This is a genomic window from Pseudomonas sp. KCJK9016 (assembly GCF_046231795.1).
Classification (GTDB): domain Bacteria; phylum Pseudomonadota; class Gammaproteobacteria; order Pseudomonadales; family Pseudomonadaceae; genus Aquipseudomonas; species Aquipseudomonas bananamidigenes.
Window position 1 is genome coordinate 236,852 of record NZ_JBJJMM010000005.1, and the last position, 22,120, is coordinate 258,971.

7 protein-coding genes are annotated in these 22,120 nt (G+C 61.8%); 5 read left to right on the forward strand and 2 right to left on the reverse strand.

Annotated elements, in window-relative coordinates; translation table 11 throughout:
* The first annotated feature begins 231 nt into the window (after nucleotides 1-231).
* Both ACK6BI_RS07105 and ACK6BI_RS07110 read left to right on the forward strand, forming a co-directional pair.
* The gene (locus ACK6BI_RS07105; protein ID WP_409316489.1) at nucleotides 232-15,564 is read left to right on the forward strand and encodes a LapA family giant adhesin; all 15,333 of its coding nucleotides are present in this window, start codon (nucleotides 232-234) and stop codon (nucleotides 15,562-15,564) included.
* A 148-nt stretch (nucleotides 15,565-15,712) separates the two neighbouring features.
* Nucleotides 15,713-16,051 carry a tryptophan synthase subunit beta gene (locus ACK6BI_RS07110; RefSeq protein WP_065261691.1) on the forward strand — a complete coding sequence of 113 codons (339 nt, stop codon included), beginning with the start codon at nucleotides 15,713-15,715 and terminating at the stop codon, nucleotides 16,049-16,051.
* Between the two features lie 45 nt (nucleotides 16,052-16,096).
* Here the strand turns inward: ACK6BI_RS07110 and lapD are convergent, their stop codons facing one another.
* Nucleotides 16,097-18,040, reverse strand: a complete 1,944-nt coding sequence (gene lapD, locus ACK6BI_RS07115) for a cyclic di-GMP receptor LapD (RefSeq protein ID WP_260521719.1) — start codon at nucleotides 18,038-18,040, stop codon at nucleotides 16,097-16,099.
* Between the two features lie 14 nt (nucleotides 18,041-18,054).
* A complete protein-coding gene (gene lapG / locus ACK6BI_RS07120; RefSeq protein ID WP_409316490.1) occupies nucleotides 18,055-18,747 on the reverse strand; it encodes a cysteine protease LapG in 693 nt (230 codons plus the stop codon).
* Nucleotides 18,748-18,942: 195 nt separating this feature from the next.
* Between lapG and ACK6BI_RS07125 the strand changes: the two genes are divergently transcribed.
* From ACK6BI_RS07125 to ACK6BI_RS07135, 3 genes are all read left to right on the forward strand, one after another.
* Entirely contained in the window at nucleotides 18,943-19,653 is a 711-nt protein-coding gene (locus ACK6BI_RS07125) for a GntR family transcriptional regulator (RefSeq protein WP_065261688.1), read from the forward strand.
* Between the two features lie 754 nt (nucleotides 19,654-20,407).
* Nucleotides 20,408-21,181: a DUF3050 domain-containing protein gene (locus ACK6BI_RS07130; RefSeq protein WP_409316491.1), complete on the forward strand. Its 774-nt coding sequence runs from the start codon at nucleotides 20,408-20,410 to the stop codon at nucleotides 21,179-21,181.
* Entirely contained in the window at nucleotides 21,178-22,107 is a 930-nt protein-coding gene (locus ACK6BI_RS07135) for a diiron oxygenase (protein ID WP_409316492.1), read from the forward strand. The genes ACK6BI_RS07130 and ACK6BI_RS07135 overlap by 4 nt, the downstream gene beginning before the upstream one ends.
* Nucleotides 22,108-22,120: the final 13 nt, after the last annotated feature.

The window sequence follows — 22,120 nt, forward strand, 5'->3', positions numbered from 1 at the left end:
AGTCGCCGGTAAATATCAATGTGACATTAGTGGGACGATTGTTTAGGATGGCACCCAGAAGGTCAATAGTTTGGCATAAAGTTAATAGCGAAAGAATCTAGCCAAAATATTGACACAGATCAGCGTCAAACTTGATTCACATTTTTTTAAAAGTACGTCCAGACTGAATCGGCGCAGAAAAGCCATCAGGTCTATGGAAGTCAACTGAACGTGACACCCGGAGAGTCTTCAATGAGCAGTGTTGTTGCCATCGTCAAAAGCATTGTCGGTCAGGTTTTCGTGGTGTCCCCGGAGGGCGTCCGTCGCGTACTCGTTGAAGGCGACCGCTTGTTCGCAGGCGATCAGGTCGATACCGGCGTCGCTGGCGCGGTGTCCCTGGAACTGGCGGATGGCCGCACCCTCGATCTGGGTCGTGATACTCAGTGGAGCGCCGATACTCCGGACTCCAGCACTGACCTGGCCGAAGCCACTGCGCAGGCCGCACCGTCCGTTGAAGAGCTGCAGCAAGCCATTGCCGCCGGCGCCGACCCGACCACCGCGCTTGAAGCCACCGCTGCCGGTCCGACCGCTGCGGGCACCGGTGGTGCCGCCGGTGGTGGCCACAGCTTCGTGATGCTCGATGCCACCGCTGGCCGTGTCGACCCGACCATCGGTTTCCCGACCGCAGGCATCAATTCTGCCGGCCAGGCCGCCCAGAACATCACCGGCGGCCAGACCACCGACACCACCACCAACGCCCTGCGCGACTCGACCCTGAGCCTCAGCGCCACACCGACCATCACCGAAGCCGGCGGCGTGCTGGTGTACACCGCGACCCTGACCCAGGCGCCGCTGACCGACCTGACCGTCACCCTGTCCAATGGTGCGGTGATCGTGATTCCGGCCGGCTCCACCACCGGCACGGTCAACGTGCCGCTGGCACCGAATGACACGGTCTACAACGACGCCAGCCAGATCAACGTGACCGTCACCGGCACCACCGGCGGCAACGGCATTACCGTCACCGTGCCGACCACACCAGCCGTGACCCAGGTCACCGATACCATCGACACCACCACCGTCACGCTGACGGCGGGCAGCAGCGTCACCGAAGGTGGCCAGATCACCTACACCGCAACCCTGACCAACCCGGCGCAGACGCCAGTCACCGTCACCCTGTCCAACGGCTCGACCATCACCATCGAAGCCGGCCAGACCACCGGCACCGTCAACGTGCCGACCGCACCGAATGACGTGTACAACAATGGCAGCACCGTCACCACCACGATCACCGGTGCCACGGGCGGCAATTTCGAGAATCTGGTGGCGAACCCGACGCCAGCCGTTACCAACATCGTCGATTCGATCGACACTACCAACCTGACCCTGAGCGCGACCGGCACCGTGGTCGAGGGCGGCCAGATCACCTACACCGCGACGTTGACCAATCCGGCGCAGACGCCGGTCACCGTCACCCTGTCCAACGGCTCGACCATCACCATCGAAGCCGGCAAAACCAGCGGCAGCGTCAACGTGCCGACCGCACCGAATGACGTCTACAACAATGGCGGCACCGTCAGCACCACCATTACCGGCGCTACCGGCGGCAACTTCGAGAATCTGGTGCCGAACACCACGCCGGCGACCACCACCGTCACCGATTCCATCGACACCACCAATCTGTCGCTGTCCGCGACCGGTTCCGTGGCCGAGGGCGGTTCGATCGTTTACACCGCAACGCTGACCAACCCGGCGGGCACCCCGGTGACCGTGACGTTGAGCAACGGCTCCGTCATCACCATTGAAGCGGGCAAGACCACCGGCACCGTGACCGTTCCGGCACCCGCCGACGACGTTTACAAGGACGCGGGCAAAGTCGAAGTCAGCATTACCGGCACCACGGGCGGCAACTTCGAGAACCTGGTGCCGAGCACCGTTCCAGCCGTCACCGAAATCACCGATACCATCGACACCACTACGGTCAAACTGACCGCGACCGAATCCGCAGCAGAAGGTGGCACCATCACCTACACCGCTACCGTCGGCGCCCCTGTGACCGGCTCACCAGTCACCGTGACCCTGGCCAATGGTCAGCAGATCACCATCGAAGTCGGCAAGACCACCGGTACCGTGACCACCACCGCGCCGAATGACGCGTTGACTGGCAATCCGCCGCTGACCAACTCGATTACTGGCGTGACGGGCGGCAACTACGAAAACCTCGTGGCCGACAAAACCCCGGTTTCGACCACGATCACCGACACCGTCGACACCACCAGTCTGACCCTGAGTGCCACTGGCACTGTGGCCGAGGGTGGTTCGATCGTTTACACCGCGACCCTGACCAATGCAGCCGGCTCGCCCGTCACCGTAACCCTGTCCAATGGCGCGGTGATCACCATCGAGGCCGGCAAGACCACCGGCACCGTGACCGTTCCGGCCCCGGCCGATGACGTCTACAAGGATGCCGGCAAAGTCGAAGTGACCATCAAGGACGCGTCCGGCGGCAACTTCGAGAACCTGGTACCAAGCACCGTTCCAGCGGTTACCGAAGTGACCGACACCATCGACACTTCGACCGTGAAACTGACCGCTGACACGTCGGTCGCTGAAGGCGGCACCGTCACTTACACCGCCACCGTTGGCGCCCCAGTGACCGGCTCACCAGTCACCGTGACCCTGGCCAACGGTCAGACCATCACCATCGAAGTCGGCAAGACCACCGGCAGCGTGACCACCACGGCGCCGAACGATGTACTCAACGGCCACGCGCCGCTGACCAACTCGATCACCGACGTGAGCGGCGGCAACTACGAAAACCTCGTGGCCGACAAGACCCCGGTTTCGACTACGGTCACCGACACCGTCGACACCACCAATCTCACCCTGAGCGCTACCGGTAGCGTGGCCGAGGGTGGTTCGATCGTTTACACCGCCACCTTGACCAACCCGGCCGGCACCCCGGTGACCGTAACGTTGAGCAATGGCTCCGTCATCACCATCGAAGCTGGGAAGACCACCGGCACCGTGACCGTTCCGGCTCCTGCCGATGACGTTTATAAAGACGCCGGCAAAGTCGAAGTCACCATCAAGGACGCCTCTGGCGGCAACTTCGAAAACCTCGTGCCAAGCACCGTTCCAGCGGTTACCGAAGTCACCGACACCATCGACACCACCAACCTGACCCTGAGCGCTACCGGCTCCGTGGCCGAGGGCGGTTCGATCGTTTACACCGCCACGCTGACCAACCCGGCCGGCACTCCGGTCACCGTGACCTTGAGCAACGGCGCCGTCATCACCATCGAGGCCGGTAAAACCACCGGCACCGTGACTGTTCCTGCGCCTGCCGATGACGTCTACAAGGACGCCGGCAAGGTCGAAGTGACCATCAAGGATGCGTCCGGTGGCAACTTCGAGAACCTGGTGCCAAGCACCGTTCCGGTGGTCACCGAAGTGACTGACACCATCGATACCACCACGGTGAAGCTCACCGCGACCGAGTCGGCGGCTGAAGGTGGAACGGTCACCTACACCGCGACTGTTGGCGCTCCAGTAACGGGTTCTCCGGTCACCGTGACCCTGGCCAACGGTCAGCAAATCACCATCGAAGTCGGCAAAACCACCGGCACCGTGACCACCACCGCGCCGAACGATGCATTGAATGGTCACGCACCGCTGACTAACGCGATCACTGATGTTTCCGGTGGCAACTACGAAAATCTGGTTGCCGATAAAACGCCGGTCAGCACCACCGTGACCGATACCGTCGACACGACCAATCTGTCGTTGACCGCAACCGGCACCGTGGCCGAAGGCGGGTCAATCGTTTACACCGCCACGCTGACCAATCCAGCCGGCACTCCGGTGACCGTGACCCTGTCCAACGGCGCGGTGATCACCATCGAGGCCGGCAAGACCACCGGCACCGTGACCGTTCCGGCACCCGCCGATGACGTCTACAAGGACGCCGGCAAAGTCGAAGTCACCATCAAGGATGCAACCGGCGGCAACTTCGAGAACCTGGTGCCTAGCACCGTCCCGACCGTCACCGAAGTCACTGACACAATCGATACATCGACTGTGAAGCTGAGCGCCGATACATCGGTGGCTGAGGGCGGCACTGTCACCTACACCGCGACGGTCAGTGCGCCTGTGACCGGTTCGCCAGTGACTGTCACGTTGGCCAACGGCCAGACCATCACCATCGAAGTCGGCAAGACCTCCGGCACCGTGACCACCACCGCACCGAACGATGCGTTGAACGGTCACGAACCGTTGAGCAACTCGATCACTGGCGTGAGCGGCGGCAACTACGAGAATCTGGTGGCTGACAAAACTCCGGTCAGCACCACCGTGACCGACACCGTCGACACCACCAACCTGTCGCTGACCGCGACCGGCACCGTGGCCGAGGGAGGTTCGATTGTTTACACCGCCACGCTGACCAACCCCGCCGGCACTCCGGTGACCGTCACCTTGAGCAACGGCTCGGTCATCACCATCGAAGCCGGAAAAACCACCGGCACCGTGACCGTTCCGGCCCCTGCCGATGACGTCTACAAGGATGCCGGCAAGGTCGAAGTCACCATCAAGGATGCGTCTGGCGGCAACTTCGAAAACCTCGTGCCAAGCACTGTTCCAGCGGTTACCGAAGTCACCGACACCATCGACACCACCACGGTCAAGCTGACTGCGACCGAAACCGCTGCTGAAGGTGGCACCGTCACTTACACCGCCACTGTTGGCGCGCCAGTGACCGGATCGCCTGTGACCGTGGCCCTGTCCAACGGTCAGCAAATCACCATCGAAGTCGGTAAAACTACCGGCACCGTGACCACCACCGCGCCGAACGACGCGTTGAACGGTCACGAGCCGCTGACCAACTCGATCACCGGCGTGACCGGTGGCAACTACGAGAATCTGGTCGCTGACAAAACTCCGGTCAGCACCACCGTTACCGACACCGTCGACACCACCAACCTGACCCTGAGCGCCACTGGTTCCGTGGCCGAAGGGGGTTCGATCGTCTACACCGCGACCCTGACCAACCCGGCAGGTACTCCGGTGACCGTGACCTTGTCGAACGGCGCGGTGATCACCATCGAAGCCGGTAAAACCACCGGCACCGTAAGCGTTCCGGCCCCGGCCGATGACGTTTACAAGGATGCGGGCAAAGTCGAAGCGACCATTTCGACGGCTACTGGCGGCAACTTCGAGAACCTGGTGCCAAGCACTGTTCCTGCAGTCACCCAGGTCACCGACACCATCGACACCACCACGGTCAAACTGACCGCGACCGAGTCGGCGGCGGAAGGCGGCACCGTCACCTACACCGCGACTGTCGGCGCACCTGTGACTGGCTCGCCAGTCACCGTGACTCTGTCCAACGGTCAGTCGATCACCATCGAAGTCGGCAAAACCACCGGCACCGTCACCACTACCGCGCCGAACGATGCGCTGAACGGCCATGCACCACTGACCAACGCGATTACGGATGTGAGCGGTGGCAACTACGAGAATCTGGTCGCCGACAAAACCCCGGTCAGCACCACGGTCACCGATACCATCGACACCACCAACCTGTCGCTGACCGCGACCGGCACCGTGGCCGAGGGCGGCTCGATTGTTTACACCGCCACCCTGACCAACCCGGCCGGCACGCCGGTCACCGTGACCCTGTCGAACGGTGCCGTGATCACCATCGAGGCGGGTAAAACCACCGGCACCGTGAGCGTTCCAGCCCCGGCCGATGACGTCTACAAAGACGCCGGCAAGGTTGAAGTCACGATCAAGGACGCGTCCGGCGGCAACTTCGAGAACCTTGTTCCGAGCACTGTTCCAGCGGTGACCGAAGTCACTGACACCATCGACACCACCACGGTCAAACTGACCGCGACCGAGTCGGCGGCGGAAGGCGGCACCGTCACCTACACCGCTACCGTTGGCGCACCTGTAACCGGCTCGCCGGTCACCGTGACCCTGGCCAATGGTCAGCAGATCACCATCGAAGTGGGCAAGACCACCGGCACCGTCACCACCACCGCACCGAACGACGCACTCAACGGTCATGAACCGCTGACCAACTCGATCACCGGCGTGAGCGGCGGCAACTACGAAAATCTGGTGGCCGACAAGACCCCGGTCAGCACCACCGTGACCGACACCGTCGACACCACCAACCTGACGCTGAGCGCGACGCCGGAAGTCAACGAAGGTGGCCAGATCACCTACACCGCGACCCTGACCAACGCCGCCGGCACTCCGGTGACCGTGACCCTGAGCAACGGCGCGGTGATCACCATCGAGGCCGGCAAGACCACCGGCACCGTGACCGTCGACGCGCCGAAAGACGACGTCTACAAGGACGCGGGCACCGTTGAAACAACCATCAAGGGCGCCACCGGCGGCAACTTCGAGAACCTGGTCACCAGCACTGCCCCGGCGGTCACCACCGTCCACGACACCATCGACACCTCCACCGTGTCGCTGACCGCCACCGCCAGCGTTGCCGAAGGCGAAACCGTGGTCTACACCGCGACCGTGACCGCGCCAGTGACCGGTTCGCCGGTCGTGGTGACCCTGTCCAACGGCCAGACCATCACCATCGCCGTAGGCGAGACTACCGGCACCGTGAACTTCGTCGCGCCGAACAGCCCATTGGCGGGCGGCAGCTCGCTTAGCGTGACAATCGACAAAGCCACCGGTGGCAACTACGAAAACCTGGCGGTCGACAGCACACCGGCGAACACCTCGGTGTCGGACACAGTCGACACGACCAATCTGAACCTGACCGCCACTGATTCGGTGGCCGAGGGTGGTTCGATTGTTTACACCGCGACGCTGACCAACCCGGCCGGCACCCCGGTGACCGTGACCCTGTCCAACGGTGCCGTGATCACCATCGAAGCCGGCAAGACTACGGGGACCGTGACCGTTCCGGCTCCGGCCGATGACGTCTACAAGGATGCCGGCAAGGTCGAAGCAACTATTTCGACTGTCACTGGCGGCGGTTTCGAGAACCTGGTGCCGAGCACTGTTCCGGCCGTGACCAATGTCACCGACACCATCGACACCACTACGGTGAAACTCACCGCGACCGAGTCGGCTGCTGAAGGCGGTACCGTCACCTACACCGCTACCGTTGGCGCACCTGTAACCGGCTCGCCGGTCACCGTGACCCTGGCCAATGGTCAGCAGATCACCATCGAAGTGGGCAAAACCACCGGCACCGTGACTACCACCGCACCGAACGACGCACTCAACGGTCACGCACCGCTGACCAACTCGATCACCGGCGTGAGCGGTGGCAACTACGAGAATCTGGTGGCTGACAAAACTCCAGTCAGCACCACGGTGACCGACACCGTCGACACCACCAACCTGTCGCTGACTGCGACCGGCACTGTGGCCGAAGGCGGTTCGATCGTTTACACCGCGACCCTGACCAATCCGGCCGGCACGCCGGTGACCGTGACGTTGAGCAACGGCGCTGTAATCACCATAGAAGCCGGTAAAACCACCGGCACCGTGACCGTCCCGGCCCCGGCCGATGACGTCTACAAAGACGCCGGCAAAGTCGAAGTCACCATCAAGGATGCAACCGGCGGCAACTTCGAGAACCTGGTGCCAAGCATCGTTCCGGCCGTGACTCAGGTCACCGACACCATCGACACCACCACGGTCAAACTGACCGCGACCGGGTCGGCGGCTGAGGGCGGCACCGTTACTTACACCGCGACGGTTGGCGCACCGGTGACCGGCTCGCCGGTTGTCGTGACCCTGTCCAACGGTCAGCAAATCACCATCGAAGTCGGCAAGACCACTGGCACCGTGACCACCACCGCGCCGAATGATGTGCTGAACGGCCATGCACCGCTGACCAACGCGATTACCGATGTAAGCGGCGGCAACTACGAGAACCTCGTAGCGGACAAGACTCCGGTTTCGACCACCGTCACCGACACCGTCGACACCACCAACCTGTCGCTGACTGCGACCGGCACCGTGGCCGAGGGCGGCTCGATCGTTTACACCGCGACCCTGACCAACCCGGCCGGCACGCCGCTGACCGTGACGTTGAGCAACGGCGCCGTCATCACCATCGAAGCGGGTAAAACCACTGGTACCGTAACCGTTCCGGCTCCGGCCGATGACGTGTACAAAGACGCCGGTAAAGTCGAAGTGACCATCAAGGACGCGTCCGGTGGCAACTTCGAGAACCTGGTGCCAAGCACCGTTCCAGCCGTAACGGAAGTCACTGACACCATCGACACGACGACCGTGAAGCTGACCGCTTCCGAAACCGCGGCTGAAGGTGGCACTGTCACCTACACCGCGACTGTCGGTGCTCCAGTCACCGGTTCGCCTGTGACCGTGACCCTGGCCAATGGTCAGCAAATCACCATCGAAGTCGGCAAGACCACCGGCACCGTGACTACCACAGCACCGAACGACGCGTTGAACGGCCACGAACCGCTGACCAACTCGATCACGGGTGTCACTGGCGGCAATTACGAGAACCTGGTGGCCGACAAGACTCCGGTCAGCACCACCGTCACCGACACCATCGACACCACCAACCTGTCGCTCAGTGCGACCGGCACCGTGGCCGAGGGTGGCCAGATCACCTACACCGCCACACTGACCAACGCTGCGGGCACTCCGGTGACCGTGACCTTGAGCAACGGCGCCGTAATTACCATCGAGGCCGGCAAAACCACTGGCACCGTAACCGTTCCCGCGCCAGCCGATGACGTCTACAAGGACGCCGGCACCGTGCAGGCCACCATCACCAATGCCACCGGTGGCAACTTCGAAAATCTGGTGACCAGCAACACGCCAGCCGTGACCAACGTCACCGACACCATCGACACCACCACGGTGAAACTCACCGCGACCGAGTCGGCAGCTGAAGGCGGCACCGTTACTTACACTGCGACTGTCGGTGCACCAGTCACCGGTTCGCCTGTGACCGTGACCCTGGCCAATGGTCAGCAAATCACCATCGAAGTCGGCAAGACCACCGGCACCGTGACCACCACTGCACCGAACGATGCGTTGAACGGTCACGCACCGCTGACCAACGCGATCACCAACGTCAGCGGCGGCAACTACGAAAATCTGGTCGCCGACAAGACTCCGGTTTCGACCACCGTCACCGACACCGTCGACACCACCAACCTGACCCTCAGCGCCACCAATTCGGTCGCCGAGGGCGGTTCGATCATCTACACCGCCACCCTGACCAACGCGGCGGGCACTCCGGTGACCGTGACCTTGAGCAACGGCGCCGTCATCACCATCGAGTCCGGTAAAACCACCGGCACCGTCACTGTTCCGGCACCGGCCGATGACGTTTACAAGGACGCCGGCACTGTTCAGGCCACCATTACCAACGCTACCGGTGGCAATTTCGAAAATCTGGTGACCAGTACGGTTCCCGCAGTGACGCAGGTCACCGATACCATCGACACCACCACGGTGAAACTCACCGCGACCGAGTCGGCGGCGGAAGGTGGCACCGTTACTTACACCGCGACTGTCGGCGCGCCGGTGACCGGTTCGCCGGTTGTGGTAACCCTGGCCAATGGTCAGCAGATCACCATCGAAGTGGGTAAAACCACCGGCACCGTGACCACCACGGCGCCAAACGATGTGCTGACCGGCCACGCGCCGTTGACCAACGCCATCACCAACGTTTCCGGTGGCAACTACGAAAATCTGGTCGCCGATAAAACACCGGTCAGCACCACCGTCACCGACACCATCGACACCACCAACCTGTCGCTGACTGCGACCAGCACCGTGGCCGAAGGTGGCCAGATCACCTACACCGCGACTCTGACCAACGCCGCTGGCTCGCCAATGACCGTGACCTTGTCGAACGGTGCCGTCATCACCATCGACGCGGGCAAAACCACCGGCACCGTAACCGTCCCGGCGCCCGCCGATGACGTCTACAAGGACGCCGGCACCGTTCAGGCCACGATCAAATCCGCCACCGGTGGCAACTTCGAAAACCTGGTGACCAGCACCACGCCGGCGGTGACCAACGTCACCGACACCATCGACACCACCACGGTCAAACTCACCGCGACCGAGTCTGCCGCTGAAGGCGGCACGGTCACCTACACCGCTACTGTCGGCGCACCTGTAACCGGCTCGCCGGTCACCGTGACCCTGGCCAATGGTCAGCAGATCACCATCGAAGTGGGTAAAACCACCGGCACCGTGACCACCACGGCGCCAAACGATGTGCTGACCGGCCACGCGCCGTTGACCAATGCCATCACCAACGTCAGTGGCGGCAATTACGAAAACCTTGTAGCCGACAAGACCCCAGTCAGCACCACCGTCACCGACACCGTCGACACCACCAACCTGTCGCTCAGTGCGACCGGCACCGTGGCCGAAGGTGGCCAGATCACCTACACCGCGACGCTGACCAATGCTGCTGGCTCGCCAGTCACTGTGACCTTGTCCAACGGCGCCGTGATCACCATCGACGCCGGCAAGACCACCGGCACCGTAACCGTTCCGGCTCCAGCCGATGACGTCTACAAGGACGCCGGCACCGTACAGGCCACGATCAAATCCGCCACCGGTGGCAACTTCGAAAACCTGGTGACCAGCACCACACCAGCCGTAACCAACGTCACCGACACCATCGACACCACCACGGTCAAACTCACCGCGACCGAAACCGCTGCTGAAGGTGGCACCGTCACCTACACCGCGACCGTCGGAGCGCCTGTAACTGGTTCGCCGGTTGTCGTGACCCTGTCGAACGGTCAGTCGATCATCATCGAAGTGGGTAAAACCACCGGCACCGTGACCACCACTGCACCGAACGATGCGTTGAACGGTCACGCACCGCTGACCAACGCGATCACCAACGTCAGCGGCGGCAACTACGAAAATCTGGTCGCCGACAAGACTCCGGTTTCGACCACCGTCACCGACACCGTCGACACCACCAACCTGACCCTCAGCGCCACCAATTCTGTCGCCGAGGGTGGTTCGATCGTCTACACCGCAACGTTGACCAACGCCGCGGGCACTCCGATGACCGTAACCCTGAGCAACGGCGCCGTGATTACCATCGACGCCGGCAAAACCACCGGCACCGTCACTGTTCCGGCTCCAGCCGATGACGTTTACAAAGACGCCGGCACCGTTCAGGCCACGATCAAGTCGGCTACCGGTGGCAACTTCGAAAACCTGGTGACCAGCAACACGCCAGCCGTGACCAACGTCACCGACACCATCGACACCACCACCGTGAAGCTGACCGCCACCGCAACAGCGGCCGAGGGTGGCAACGTCGTCTACACCGCCACCGTGGGCGCTCCGGTCACCGGTTCGCCGGTTGTCGTGACCCTGTCCAACGGCCAGACCATCACCATCGACATCGGCAAGACCACCGGCACTGTCACCACGACCGCGCCGAACGACGTGTTGAACGGTCACGCACCACTGACCAACTCGATCACCAACGTCAGCGGCGGCAACTACGAAAACCTCGTGGCCGACAAGACGCCGGTTTCGACAACCGTCACCGACACCATCGACACCACCAACCTGTCGCTGACTGCGACCGGCACCGTGGCCGAGGGTGGTCAGATCACCTACACCGCGACCCTGACCAACGCCGCTGGCTCGCCAGTGACCGTAACCCTGAGCAACGGCGCCGTAATCACCATCGATGCCGGCAAAACCACCGGCACCGTGACCGTTCCGGCACCGGCCGACGACGTCTACAAAGACGCCGGCACCGTGCAGGCAACCATCACCAACGCCACCGGTGGCAACTTCGAAAATCTGGTGACCAGCAACACGCCAGCGGTGACCAACGTCACCGACACCATCGACACCACCACCGTCAGCATCACCGGCAGCACCTCGGTGACCGAAGGCCAGACCGCCAGCTACACCGTCAGCCTGACGCACCCGGCGCAAACCGAAGTGACCCTGAAGATCGTCTACAGCGGCACCGCCGCCGACGGTTCGGACTTCACCGGCGTGTACACCGTGAAGATCCCGGCGGGCGCCAGCAGCGCACAGTTCAACGTTGCAACCATCGACGACAAGATCACCGAAGGCACCGAGAACTTCGTGGTCAAGATCGACTCGGCCACCGGCGGCAACTTCGAGAACCTGGCCGTCAGCAGCACCAACGGCAGCGTCAGCACTTCGATCATCGACAACGATGCGCCACCGGTGATCGACCTCGACGCCAACAACTCCAGCGGCGCCACCGGGGCCGACTACAAGGTGACGTTCACCGAGAACACCCCGGGCGCCGGCGTGTCGATTGCCGATACCGACATCAGCATCACCGACCCGGACAGCACCATGCTGACCGGTGCGACCATCGTGCTGACCAACCGTCAGGACGGCGATGCGCTGAACCTGGGCAACAGCGTCAACGGCATCACCATCAACGCCAACAGCACCAATGGCACGATCACGCTGACACTCTCGGGCAACGCGACGCTCGCCGACTACATGCAGGCGATCAAGAACATCACCTTCACCAACAGCAGTGAAGACCCGAGCACCGTGCCGCGGATCATCACCGTGACGGTGACCGATGGCGGCAACTACTCCAACGTTGCCACCACCACGGTCAACGTGGTGGCCGTCAACGACGCGCCGGTCGCTGCTCCGGTCAACGTCATCGGCACCGAAGACACCCCGCTGATTCTCGGCTGGTCGACCTTCGGTGTGACCGACGTCGACAGCCCGGCCTCGAGCCTGGGGGTGAAAATCACCCAGCTGCCGGGCGAAGGCAAACTGCAGTACCTGGACGGCTCGACCTGGAAAGACGTTGCCACCAACCAGACGTTCAGCAAGGCCGACATCGATGCCGGCAAGCTCCGCTTCCTGCCGGACGCCAACGAATCGGGCGCGAACGGCTACGGCGGAAACGGTGTGGGCAACAACCAGGCTGACTACGCGCAGATCAAGTTCCAGCCAACCGACGGTCAACTGCTGGGCAACACCGGCACGATCAAGATCGACATCACGCCGGTGGCGGATGCTCCGACCCTGTCGGTCGCCGACAACAGCGTGAAGTCCACCGGACTGGTCAAGGAAGTCTGGACCGGCCTGTCGGGCCTGGGCACCGACGGCAGCGGCGCGAACTCGACCACCCTGAAAAACGTGATCGACGGTGCCGGCACCGCGAACTCCAAAGGCAACGTGACCAACGTGCAGTCCGACGGCAACGTGGCGGCAGGTACGGCGTCGAAGACGTCCGGCCTGATCTACCTCGAAGCCGGCAAGACCTACACCTTTACCGGCACCGGCGATGACAGCCTGCTGGTGAACATCGGCGGCAAGAACGTGGCCTCCACGACATGGGGCGCGGGCGGCAACCTCAACGGTTCGTTCACCCCGACCACCAGCGGTTACTACACCCTGGAGATCTACCACCACAACCAGAACGGTCCGGGCAGCTACGACGTCAACCTGTCAGTCAACGGCGCTGCGCCGATCGACCTGAGCAGTGCCGGCGTGCCGATCTACACCGGCGTGCAGGATCTGGTGAACTCCGGCGTGACCGTTTCCGACCTGCATGGCACCAATGGCGAAGGCTATTACGACGGCTACAAGCTCAACACCGGCGCTGAAGGCACCACCGTGAAACTGTCGTCGATCAGCACCGCGCTGACCGACACCGACGGCTCGGAAACCCTGAGCATCAAGATCAGCGGCGCACCGGTCGGTTCGGTGCTCAGCGACGGCGCGGGTCACAGCTTCACCGTGACCGCCACCAGCGGCGACGCCAACGTCACCGGCTGGAACCTCGGCAGCCTGACCGTGACCCCGCCGGCCTACTACAACGGCCAGTTCAACCTGACCGTGACCTCGACCTCCACCGAGGCCCTGGGCGGCTCGGCCAGCACCACCGCGACCATTCCGGTCACCGTTGTACCGGCGGTGTACAACTCGATTGTCGCCACCTCGGCTGACGACACCGTCACCGGCACCGATGGCAATGACATCATCGTCGCCGACATCGGCGGCCTGACCGTAGTGCCGGGCACCAACTACAACATCGCATTCATGGTCGACAGCTCGGGCAGCATGAGCACCTCGTCGATCAACGCCGCCAAAGACTCGCTGACCTCGGTGTTCAACACCCTCAAGCAGAGCATGGGCAACAACTCGGGTACGGTGAACATCTTCCTGGTGGACTTCGATACCCAGGTCAACAAGTCGGTGTCGGTAAACCTCAACGACCCGAACGCGCTGACCAAGCTCAAAGCGGTGCTGGACTCGATGACCTCCGGCGGCGGCACCAACTACGAAGACGTGTTCAAGGCCACGGCCAACTTCTTCCAGAGCGCCGAAGCGGTTGCCAATACCGGGGCGAAGAACCTCACGTACTTCATCACCGACGGCCAGCCGACCTACTACCAGAGCGGCGAACAGACCAACCCGACGCTGTACGGCAACGTGAAGCTCGACGACGTGGTGAAGACCAGCAACTACAAACTGGGCGACAGCTTCAGCACCTACATCGACAGCACGCACTACCTGACCATCAACACGGCCGGTGCCGTGGTGCTGCAGACGTACAAGAACGGCAGCTGGAACTGGAACAGTCTGGGTACGATTCACGCTCAGGGCGACGGCACATACGAGCTGTCGAACCTGGCGGGCTCCGGCAGCAGCACCAGTTCGGCCACCACCGACAACGCCAACAGCGCCTTCGCGCTGCTGGGCAACCTGTCCAACGTGGAAGCCATCGGGATCAACAGCGGTGTCAGCCTCAACGACCTGAAACCGTACGACACCGATCACAACCCGCAGACCAACATCGATCCGAAGGACCTGGCCAACTCGATCATCGGCCACACCGAAGCGACGCTGCCGGGCAACGACACGGTCAACGGCGGCGACGGCAACGACATCCTGTTCGGCGACCTGGTGAGCTTCAACGGCATTGCCGGCGAGGGTTATCAGGCGATGCAGGCGTTCGTTGCGCAGCAGACCGGCGTCGATGTCAGCAAAGTCACCACCAGCAACGTGCACCAGTACATCACCGAGCACTATCAGGCGTTCGATGTCTCCGGTGCCCACGACGGCAACGACACGCTGCTGGGCGGCGCAGGCAATGACATCCTGTTCGGCAATGGCGGCAATGACGTGCTCGATGGTGGCAAGGGCAATGACATCCTGCTGGGCGGTTCCGGCAACGACACACTGATCGGCGGTCAGGGCAACGACATCCTGATCGGCGGTTCCGGGGCCGACACCTTCGTCTGGAAAGCAGGCGACACCGGCAACGATGTGATCAAGGACTTCAACGCCAGCGAAGGTGACCGCATCGACCTGCGTGACCTGCTGCAGGGCGAGACCGGCAGCACCATCGACAACTTCCTGAAAATCACCACGGTCGACGGCGTGTCGTCGCTGCAAGTCAGCTCGGCGGGCAAGTTCAACTCCGCCGATGCGGCTGCCGCCACACCGGACGTGACGATCAAACTGGAAGGCAACAACTGGTCCACTGCCAACATTCACAACCTGATTGCCGGCAGCGACCCGACCATCAAGGTCGATCACAACAACAGCTGATGCGTGAACAAAACGACCGCCCCAATGGGGCGGTCGTCACGTTTGCGCCTTTCTTTGCGGTGACGATTTCGTCGCCACACCGCATACTCCCGTGCAGTTGGCTATGCTGCTGACAGCATGACGCCAGTCCATTTTCGAGGGATGCTCAATGTTTTACGTGCAACGCGATGCGCAGGGTCAGTTGAGTCGCGTGGAGGCTGCAGCCTGGGCCGAGGCCACGGAAACGCTGCCGGCCGACCACCATGAAATCCAGGCCTGGTTTGCCAACGCCGCCGTGGAAAACAGCCTCAAACAGCTCAAACAGAGCGATCTGGAAATGATCCGGGTGCTCGACGACCTGATCCAGGTCCTCACCCAGAAAGGCGTGATCCGCGTCACCGACCTGCCGCCGGCGGCACAGGCCAAGTTGATGGACCGGAACCAGGCCCGGGTAGCGTTGGGCGGGCTGAGCCAGTTGATCGATGATGAAGAGACCGGGTTGATCTGATCTTTTTGTCTTGTCAGTTCCCACGCTGTGGGAACTGACAATTCATCACCAAGGTTTTGGCTCACCGAAGAGCTGCCCCTGAACCCCGTACAACCCCATCTCGCGAATCACCGACAACTCCCCTTCCGTCTCCACACGTTCGGCAATCAGCGGCAGATCGATGCTGTGCGCGGCACGCTGGATCGCCTCGATGAACAGGCGCTTGTCGCTCTCCTGATCGATCGCGCGAATGTAGCTGCCATCGATCTTCAAATAGGCCAGCCCCAGCCGCGCCAGATTGCCGATCATGCTGAAGCGCCCGCCGAAACGCTGCAGGCTCAGGGAGAAACCGAGTTCACGCAGGCGCCGGGTCAACTGCTCCAGCACCGCTTGCTCCGGCAATTGCTCCTCGCCGATTTCCAGGGTCAGACGCGAGCCGAGATTGGAATGCGAGCGCAGGATCTCGAACACCTTGTTCAGCGCCTGTTGATCGGCCAGGGTCGCCGAGGACAGGTTCAGCGCCAGGGATTCTTCATGCCCGGCCATTTGCTCCAGCACTCGCTCGAGCATCAACCGGTCCAGTCGCGCGGTCCAGCCAAAGCGCTCCAGCCAGGGCAGGAAACGCCCGGCGGGAATGGTCTGGCCCTGCTCGTCGAGCAGGCGTGACAGCACTTTGTAATGCAGCACCAGTTGCGTGTCCTGCGCCGCCACCACGGGCTGGAAAAACAGTTCGAAACGCCGCTGATTCAGCGCCTGATCGAGCAAACGATGCCAGGCGTGATGATCGTCGCCGACATCCGCCACCAGGCTCTGATCGAGGCACGCCCAGTTCTGCTCGCCCTGACCTTCGGCCTGGGCCAGCGCCTGGTCCCCCAGGCTGAGGACCGCTTGCGGTGAATCACCGTGGGCGAACGGCGCCAGGCCGATGGAAGCCACAGCAGGCACATCGGTAGCACCGGTGGCGTGCAGACTGCCCAGAGCGCTGTCGAGATTCTGCGCCAGTTGCAGCGCTTCTTCACGGGTCAGGCCCGGCGCCAGCACAGCGAACTCACCGCCACGAATGCGGGTCACGAGGTTTTGGGTTTCCGGGTATCTGGCGCATTCGCGGGACAGTTGCTGACCGACCGCTTTCAACAATTCATCGGTGCGCTGACCGCCGAGGCGCTGGTTCAGCCCGGCCAGGTCCTTGACCCTCAACAGCAACAGATAACCGGAACTGGCCTGCTCCGGATTGCTCACCCGGGCGTTCAGTTGCATCTCGAAGTAGCGTCGGTTGGCCAGCCCGGTGAGGTTGTCCTGATAGGACTCGGTGCGCAGTTTTTCGCTGCGTTCGGCCTGCTCCTGGAACAACGCCTTGAGTTTCTCGACCATCTGGTTCATCGCCAGCACCACGCGACGCAGTTCAGGTGTACGCGGCAAGTCGGGCAGGCTGAGGAATTCGCGACGGGCGATGGCATGGGATTGCTTGACCATGTAATCCAGCGGCCGCAACTGGCGACGCAGCAACAGCGCGCCGAGCACCGCACTGACGGCACCGCAGACCAGCAGCCAGCCAAGGCTGCCGAGTGCGCTCTGCCAGAGCTTGGCCAGGGCGAACATCGGATGGCTGACCACTTCGACCCGCGCCGCCTGTTCCCAACCACGGCTGACCAGCGCATCGCCACCGGCCGGCTCGAGGCCGATCAGCTTGACGAACCAGTCCGGAACGTTGGTGACGGCAGGAATGCCGCTGCGTTCGACGATGGTCTGGTCGGTCTTCAGATCGACCACACGGATGCTCGAGTAATAACCGCTGTCGAAGATCGAACTGACCAGCAGCTCGACCATCGCCGGGTCATCGATATTCGGTGTCAGCGACAGCGCCAGCGCCGTGGCGGCGTCCTGGGCGTGGGAGCGCAACTGGTTGACGTACTGGGTGCGCGAGCTCTCCAGACTGACCATGAAGCTGCCGGTGAAGGCGACCACCAGGAACAGACAGATAGCGATCAACAGCTGTTTGAACAAAGACATCTGAGCGCGTGCTCCTAGTTAGTCGTCTCGACCGGGAATCCTTCGGCCTGCATTTTCTTCAACACATCCTGCCAGCGTGACAGGCGTTTGGTGTCGCCGACCTTTTTGTTGCCCTTGGCGCCCGGCAGGTACAGACCTTCGGCATTGAAAGAGTAGACCGGCAGCAAATCGGTACGCTCGGAGGCCGGTTTGATCGGGTCGATCAGGCTGTCGAGCACCAGCGGCATGGCATCGGGACTGGAATAGTAGGTCAACACCATGTGCGCCCGGTTCTGGCGAAGAGCCTTGACGTAGGTGATGCGCAACTTGTCACTGGCCACACCGAGGTGGCGCAGGCTGAAATACTTGGCGATCGCGTAGTCTTCACAGTCACCGGCGCCCTTCCACAAGGCTTCGATGGGTGTCTCCCAGTAATCGACCTGGCCCCACAGATCGATATCCTCGACATAGCGCATCTGTTTGTTGAAAAACAGGTTCACCACCTTGAGCTTTTCCATTTCGCTGACCTGCTTCTGGGTGGCCAGCAGGTTCTGCCAGGCATCGATCCGCTGTTGCCCGGCGCCCAGCGGTCCGTACAATGCCGTGGCCTTGCGGCTGATCGCGGAAAAATCCCAATCGGCATGCAGGCCGCCCAGCATGATGCCGGCCAGCAGCAGCGCGCAGACAAACCAGCGCACGAACCGGGGGATCGCGAAACGTACCGCCAATGCTAGGCATCCAGGGCAGGAGGAAAGGCGTCTGATGGTGAAGGTTAGTCCAGCAAAAAACAATGGCACCCTGAGATCATCGCATGCGCGCTAAACTTCAGATGTGACAGGGTTCTTCTACACGGTTTGACAACCCGTAGAGCAATCACTAGTGTCCTTTGGATCCAAATTTCGCAGTCAACAGGGTGTGCAGTTGTGACCCAGAAGCCCAAGCCACTCCACAGCATCAAAGTCGACGGGCCGATTCCCGCGCACCTGGCGCGCTCGGTCATCGAAGAAACATTGCGCTCGGCTATTCTCGACGGACGCCTGCCGTGCGGCACTGCCGTGCGCCAGCAGGACCTGGCGGACCTCTTCGGCGTCAGCCGCATGCCGGTGCGCGAAGCGTTGCGTCAACTGGAAGCCCAAGGCCTGTTGAGCGTGGTCGCCCACAAGGGGGCCGTGGTGGCGCCGTTGATCCAGGGCGATGCGACCGAAACCTACGAGCTGCGGATCCTGCTGGAGTCCGAAGCGTTACGCCAGTCGATCCCGCTGCTGACCAGCGCCGATCACGAACGCGCCGCCGGTTACATCGAAGAGCTGGAAACCGAGCACGACTACACCGAAATCGGCCGGCTCAATCGCCTGTTCCACATGGCACTTTATTGCCAATCCCCGAACGGTCGTCTGCTGCGGCTGGTCGAGGACGGTTTGAATGAAGAGGAACGCTTTCTGCGCTTCAACCTTGAGGCCATGGGGCTGGGCAAGATCTCCCAGGACGATCACCGGGCGTTGCTGGAAGCCGTAAAGCAACGGGACACCCCGCTCGCGGTCGCATTGCTGGAGCAACACCTCAATCGCGGTGTCGAGGTCATCACTCGTTACCTTGCCAGCCCCGCCGCCCAGAACCGCAAGACAGCCCGCTGACTCTCCTATTTCGGGTGGACTCGCGTTCACCCGGTGAATAACCCGCTTACAAATCCCCATCCCGATCGCGCTCAATTGCCGTGGCACTTGCGTGCCTGCGCTCTAACCTCCCCCCAGCTTCGGACAGCCCGGAATTTGCACCGCAAGGAAGTCATTTTCGACGATAGCCGCGGCGCCGAATTACGCGCACCCTTGGATCGCCAACCCACTATAGAACGGGGACGCGCCGCCCCGGCAGCAGTCCCCGCACCAGGAACCTACGGAAGGAGCCTTGTCACGGGAAAAGGAAGATACGCCGCCGTACCAGGCCAACTTCATCCCCTCAGATCATTTCAATCAACTCATTAGAAAGTTGCTTCGAGTGAGGCATTCACTCTTGTTATTCAATTTTGGTCTTTAAACACCGAAAGGAGCAACTACGCCCAAATAAAACTTTAATCAAAAGTTTTATAAGCCCAACTCACGCCAGAAAAACAGCAAACTTAAATTTATTGAAAATATACTTGTTAAGTTGTTTTGCGATGTATTAGTTTTTCTTCGCCGGGATTTTTATCACACCGAAAAACCGGCAAGCTCCAACAGTCAGGCCCGGTGCATGCCAGTCTTTACTGGCGTGCCGATGTACCAGGCCTCTCTCTACAACTTTAACTTTCATCGAAACGAATGAGGCTATCGCTCGCCTGGAATATATATCCAACGTTGTTAGCCATTGATTGAGCAGTCCCTATATCCCTATAAGCCAGAGGCTCGCATCATGCCAACTAAAGAACAACTCGCCCAAAAAAAAGCCGAACTCAGTGTTCATCCGATTTTCTCCGAAATCGACTCGCTGCCGGTGTTGCGGCGCTTCATGGAATCCCATGTATTTGCCGTGTGGGACTTCATGTCGCTGACCAAGCGCCTGCAACAGGAACTGACCTGCACCCGACTGCCGTGGCTGCCGCCGCGGGATCCGCACGCCGCACGGCTTATCAATGAAATCGTACTGGGCGAGGAGTCGGACGACCGACTGACCCACGGTCATTACAGTCATTTCGAGTTGTACCTGGATGCGATGCGCGAAGTCGGTGCGAACACCTCGGCGGTGGAGCGTTTCGTCGCATTGCAGCAAGAGGGCGTGAGCTACGACGTCGCGCTGCAAAGTGTCGATGTCGATCCGGCCGCCGCACAGTTCGTCCGCGAAACCCTGCACACCGCGCTGCACGCACCAGGACACAGCGTTGCTGCGGCTTTTCTGCATGGGCGCGAGAGTGTGATTCCAACCATGTTCCAGCGCATGCTCGATGCCTGGGGCATCGGTGTCGAACAGGCGCCAACCTTTCGTTACTACCTGGAGCGACACATCGAAGTCGACTCCGAAGACCACGGCCCGGCCGCCGAGCATCTGCTGGAGCGCCTGGTCGCTGGTGATCCGCAACGTGAGGCCGAGGTCTATGCCAGCGCCATCGCCGCTGTGGAAAGCCGCATCGCGCTATGGGACGGCCTGCGCCAGAGCATGCGCGAGCCACTGGCGGAGGTGGCCGAATGAACGCCGCCGACTACCAATCCTTCGCCGACGCCTGGGAAAGCCGCGCCACCATCCGCACCCGGCCGCGCCGCGTGCTGGAGGACGATGCGCGGCTGATCTATCCGCTCAGCCGCCAACCGCTGGTGCTCAGTGAAACCTTCCTGCGCGAATGCCCGGAGCAACGAGATTTTGCCTTGGTGCAGACGCTGTACAAGTTCATCAACGACGTGGTGATTTTCGAGACGGAGATCGTCGACAAGACCGCCCGCAGCATCGCCAAGAATCGCTTCGCCATGGCCTTCCCGTTCGCCTGTCGCTACGACGCCATGACCGTTGTCGTGGACGAGGATTACCACGCGCTGGTGGCGATGGACTTCATGCAGCAGACCGTCGCCCTGACCGGTATCGAGCCCATCGAGTTGCCGAATGAAATCGAACTGAGCCGGGCGATTCCTGCTGCGGTGGAACTGGCTCCGGAACATCTGCGCAGCGCTGTGGAACTGATCTGCGTCGCCATCGCCGAGAACACCGTGACCGGCGATGTCGCGGCATTTGCCCGGGATGACACGGTCAAGCCGTCGATCAAGGGCCTGATGGCCGACCATCTGCTCGACGAGGGCCGGCACTCGAGTTTCTGGGCGCGGATGGTACGCATCTACTGGCACACCGCAAGCGATGCGGATCGCGAATGCATCGCGCAGATCCTGCCGGTATTTATCGGCCACTACCTGACCAACGACATCCAGAAGTCCTTCGACCTGCGTCTGATCGATGCCTTGCCGGTCAACGATGCAACACGTCGCGAGCTGAAGGAAGAGATGGCCGGGCTGGCTTTCCCGATCAATCGCCACCACCCGTTGGTGGGCAACATCGTGCGGTTTTTCCACAACAGTTCATTGCTCGACACACCGTGCGTACAGCACGCCCTGCGTGACTACCTGGTATGACAAGGAGGCTGAC

Excerpts from the sequence above, each read along its gene's own strand:
- lapD (WP_260521719.1), bottom strand. The coding sequence starts at position 18,040 with ATGTCTTTGTTCAAACAGCTGTTGATCGCTATCTGTCTGTTCCTGGTG.
- ACK6BI_RS07130 (WP_409316491.1), top strand. The coding sequence starts at position 20,408 with ATGCCAACTAAAGAACAACTCGCCCAAAAAAAAGCCGAACTCAGTGTT.
- ACK6BI_RS07110 (WP_065261691.1), top strand. The coding sequence starts at position 15,713 with ATGTTTTACGTGCAACGCGATGCGCAGGGTCAGTTGAGTCGCGTGGAG.
- ACK6BI_RS07105 (WP_409316489.1), top strand. The coding sequence starts at position 232 with ATGAGCAGTGTTGTTGCCATCGTCAAAAGCATTGTCGGTCAGGTTTTC.
- ACK6BI_RS07135 (WP_409316492.1), top strand. The coding sequence starts at position 21,178 with ATGAACGCCGCCGACTACCAATCCTTCGCCGACGCCTGGGAAAGCCGC.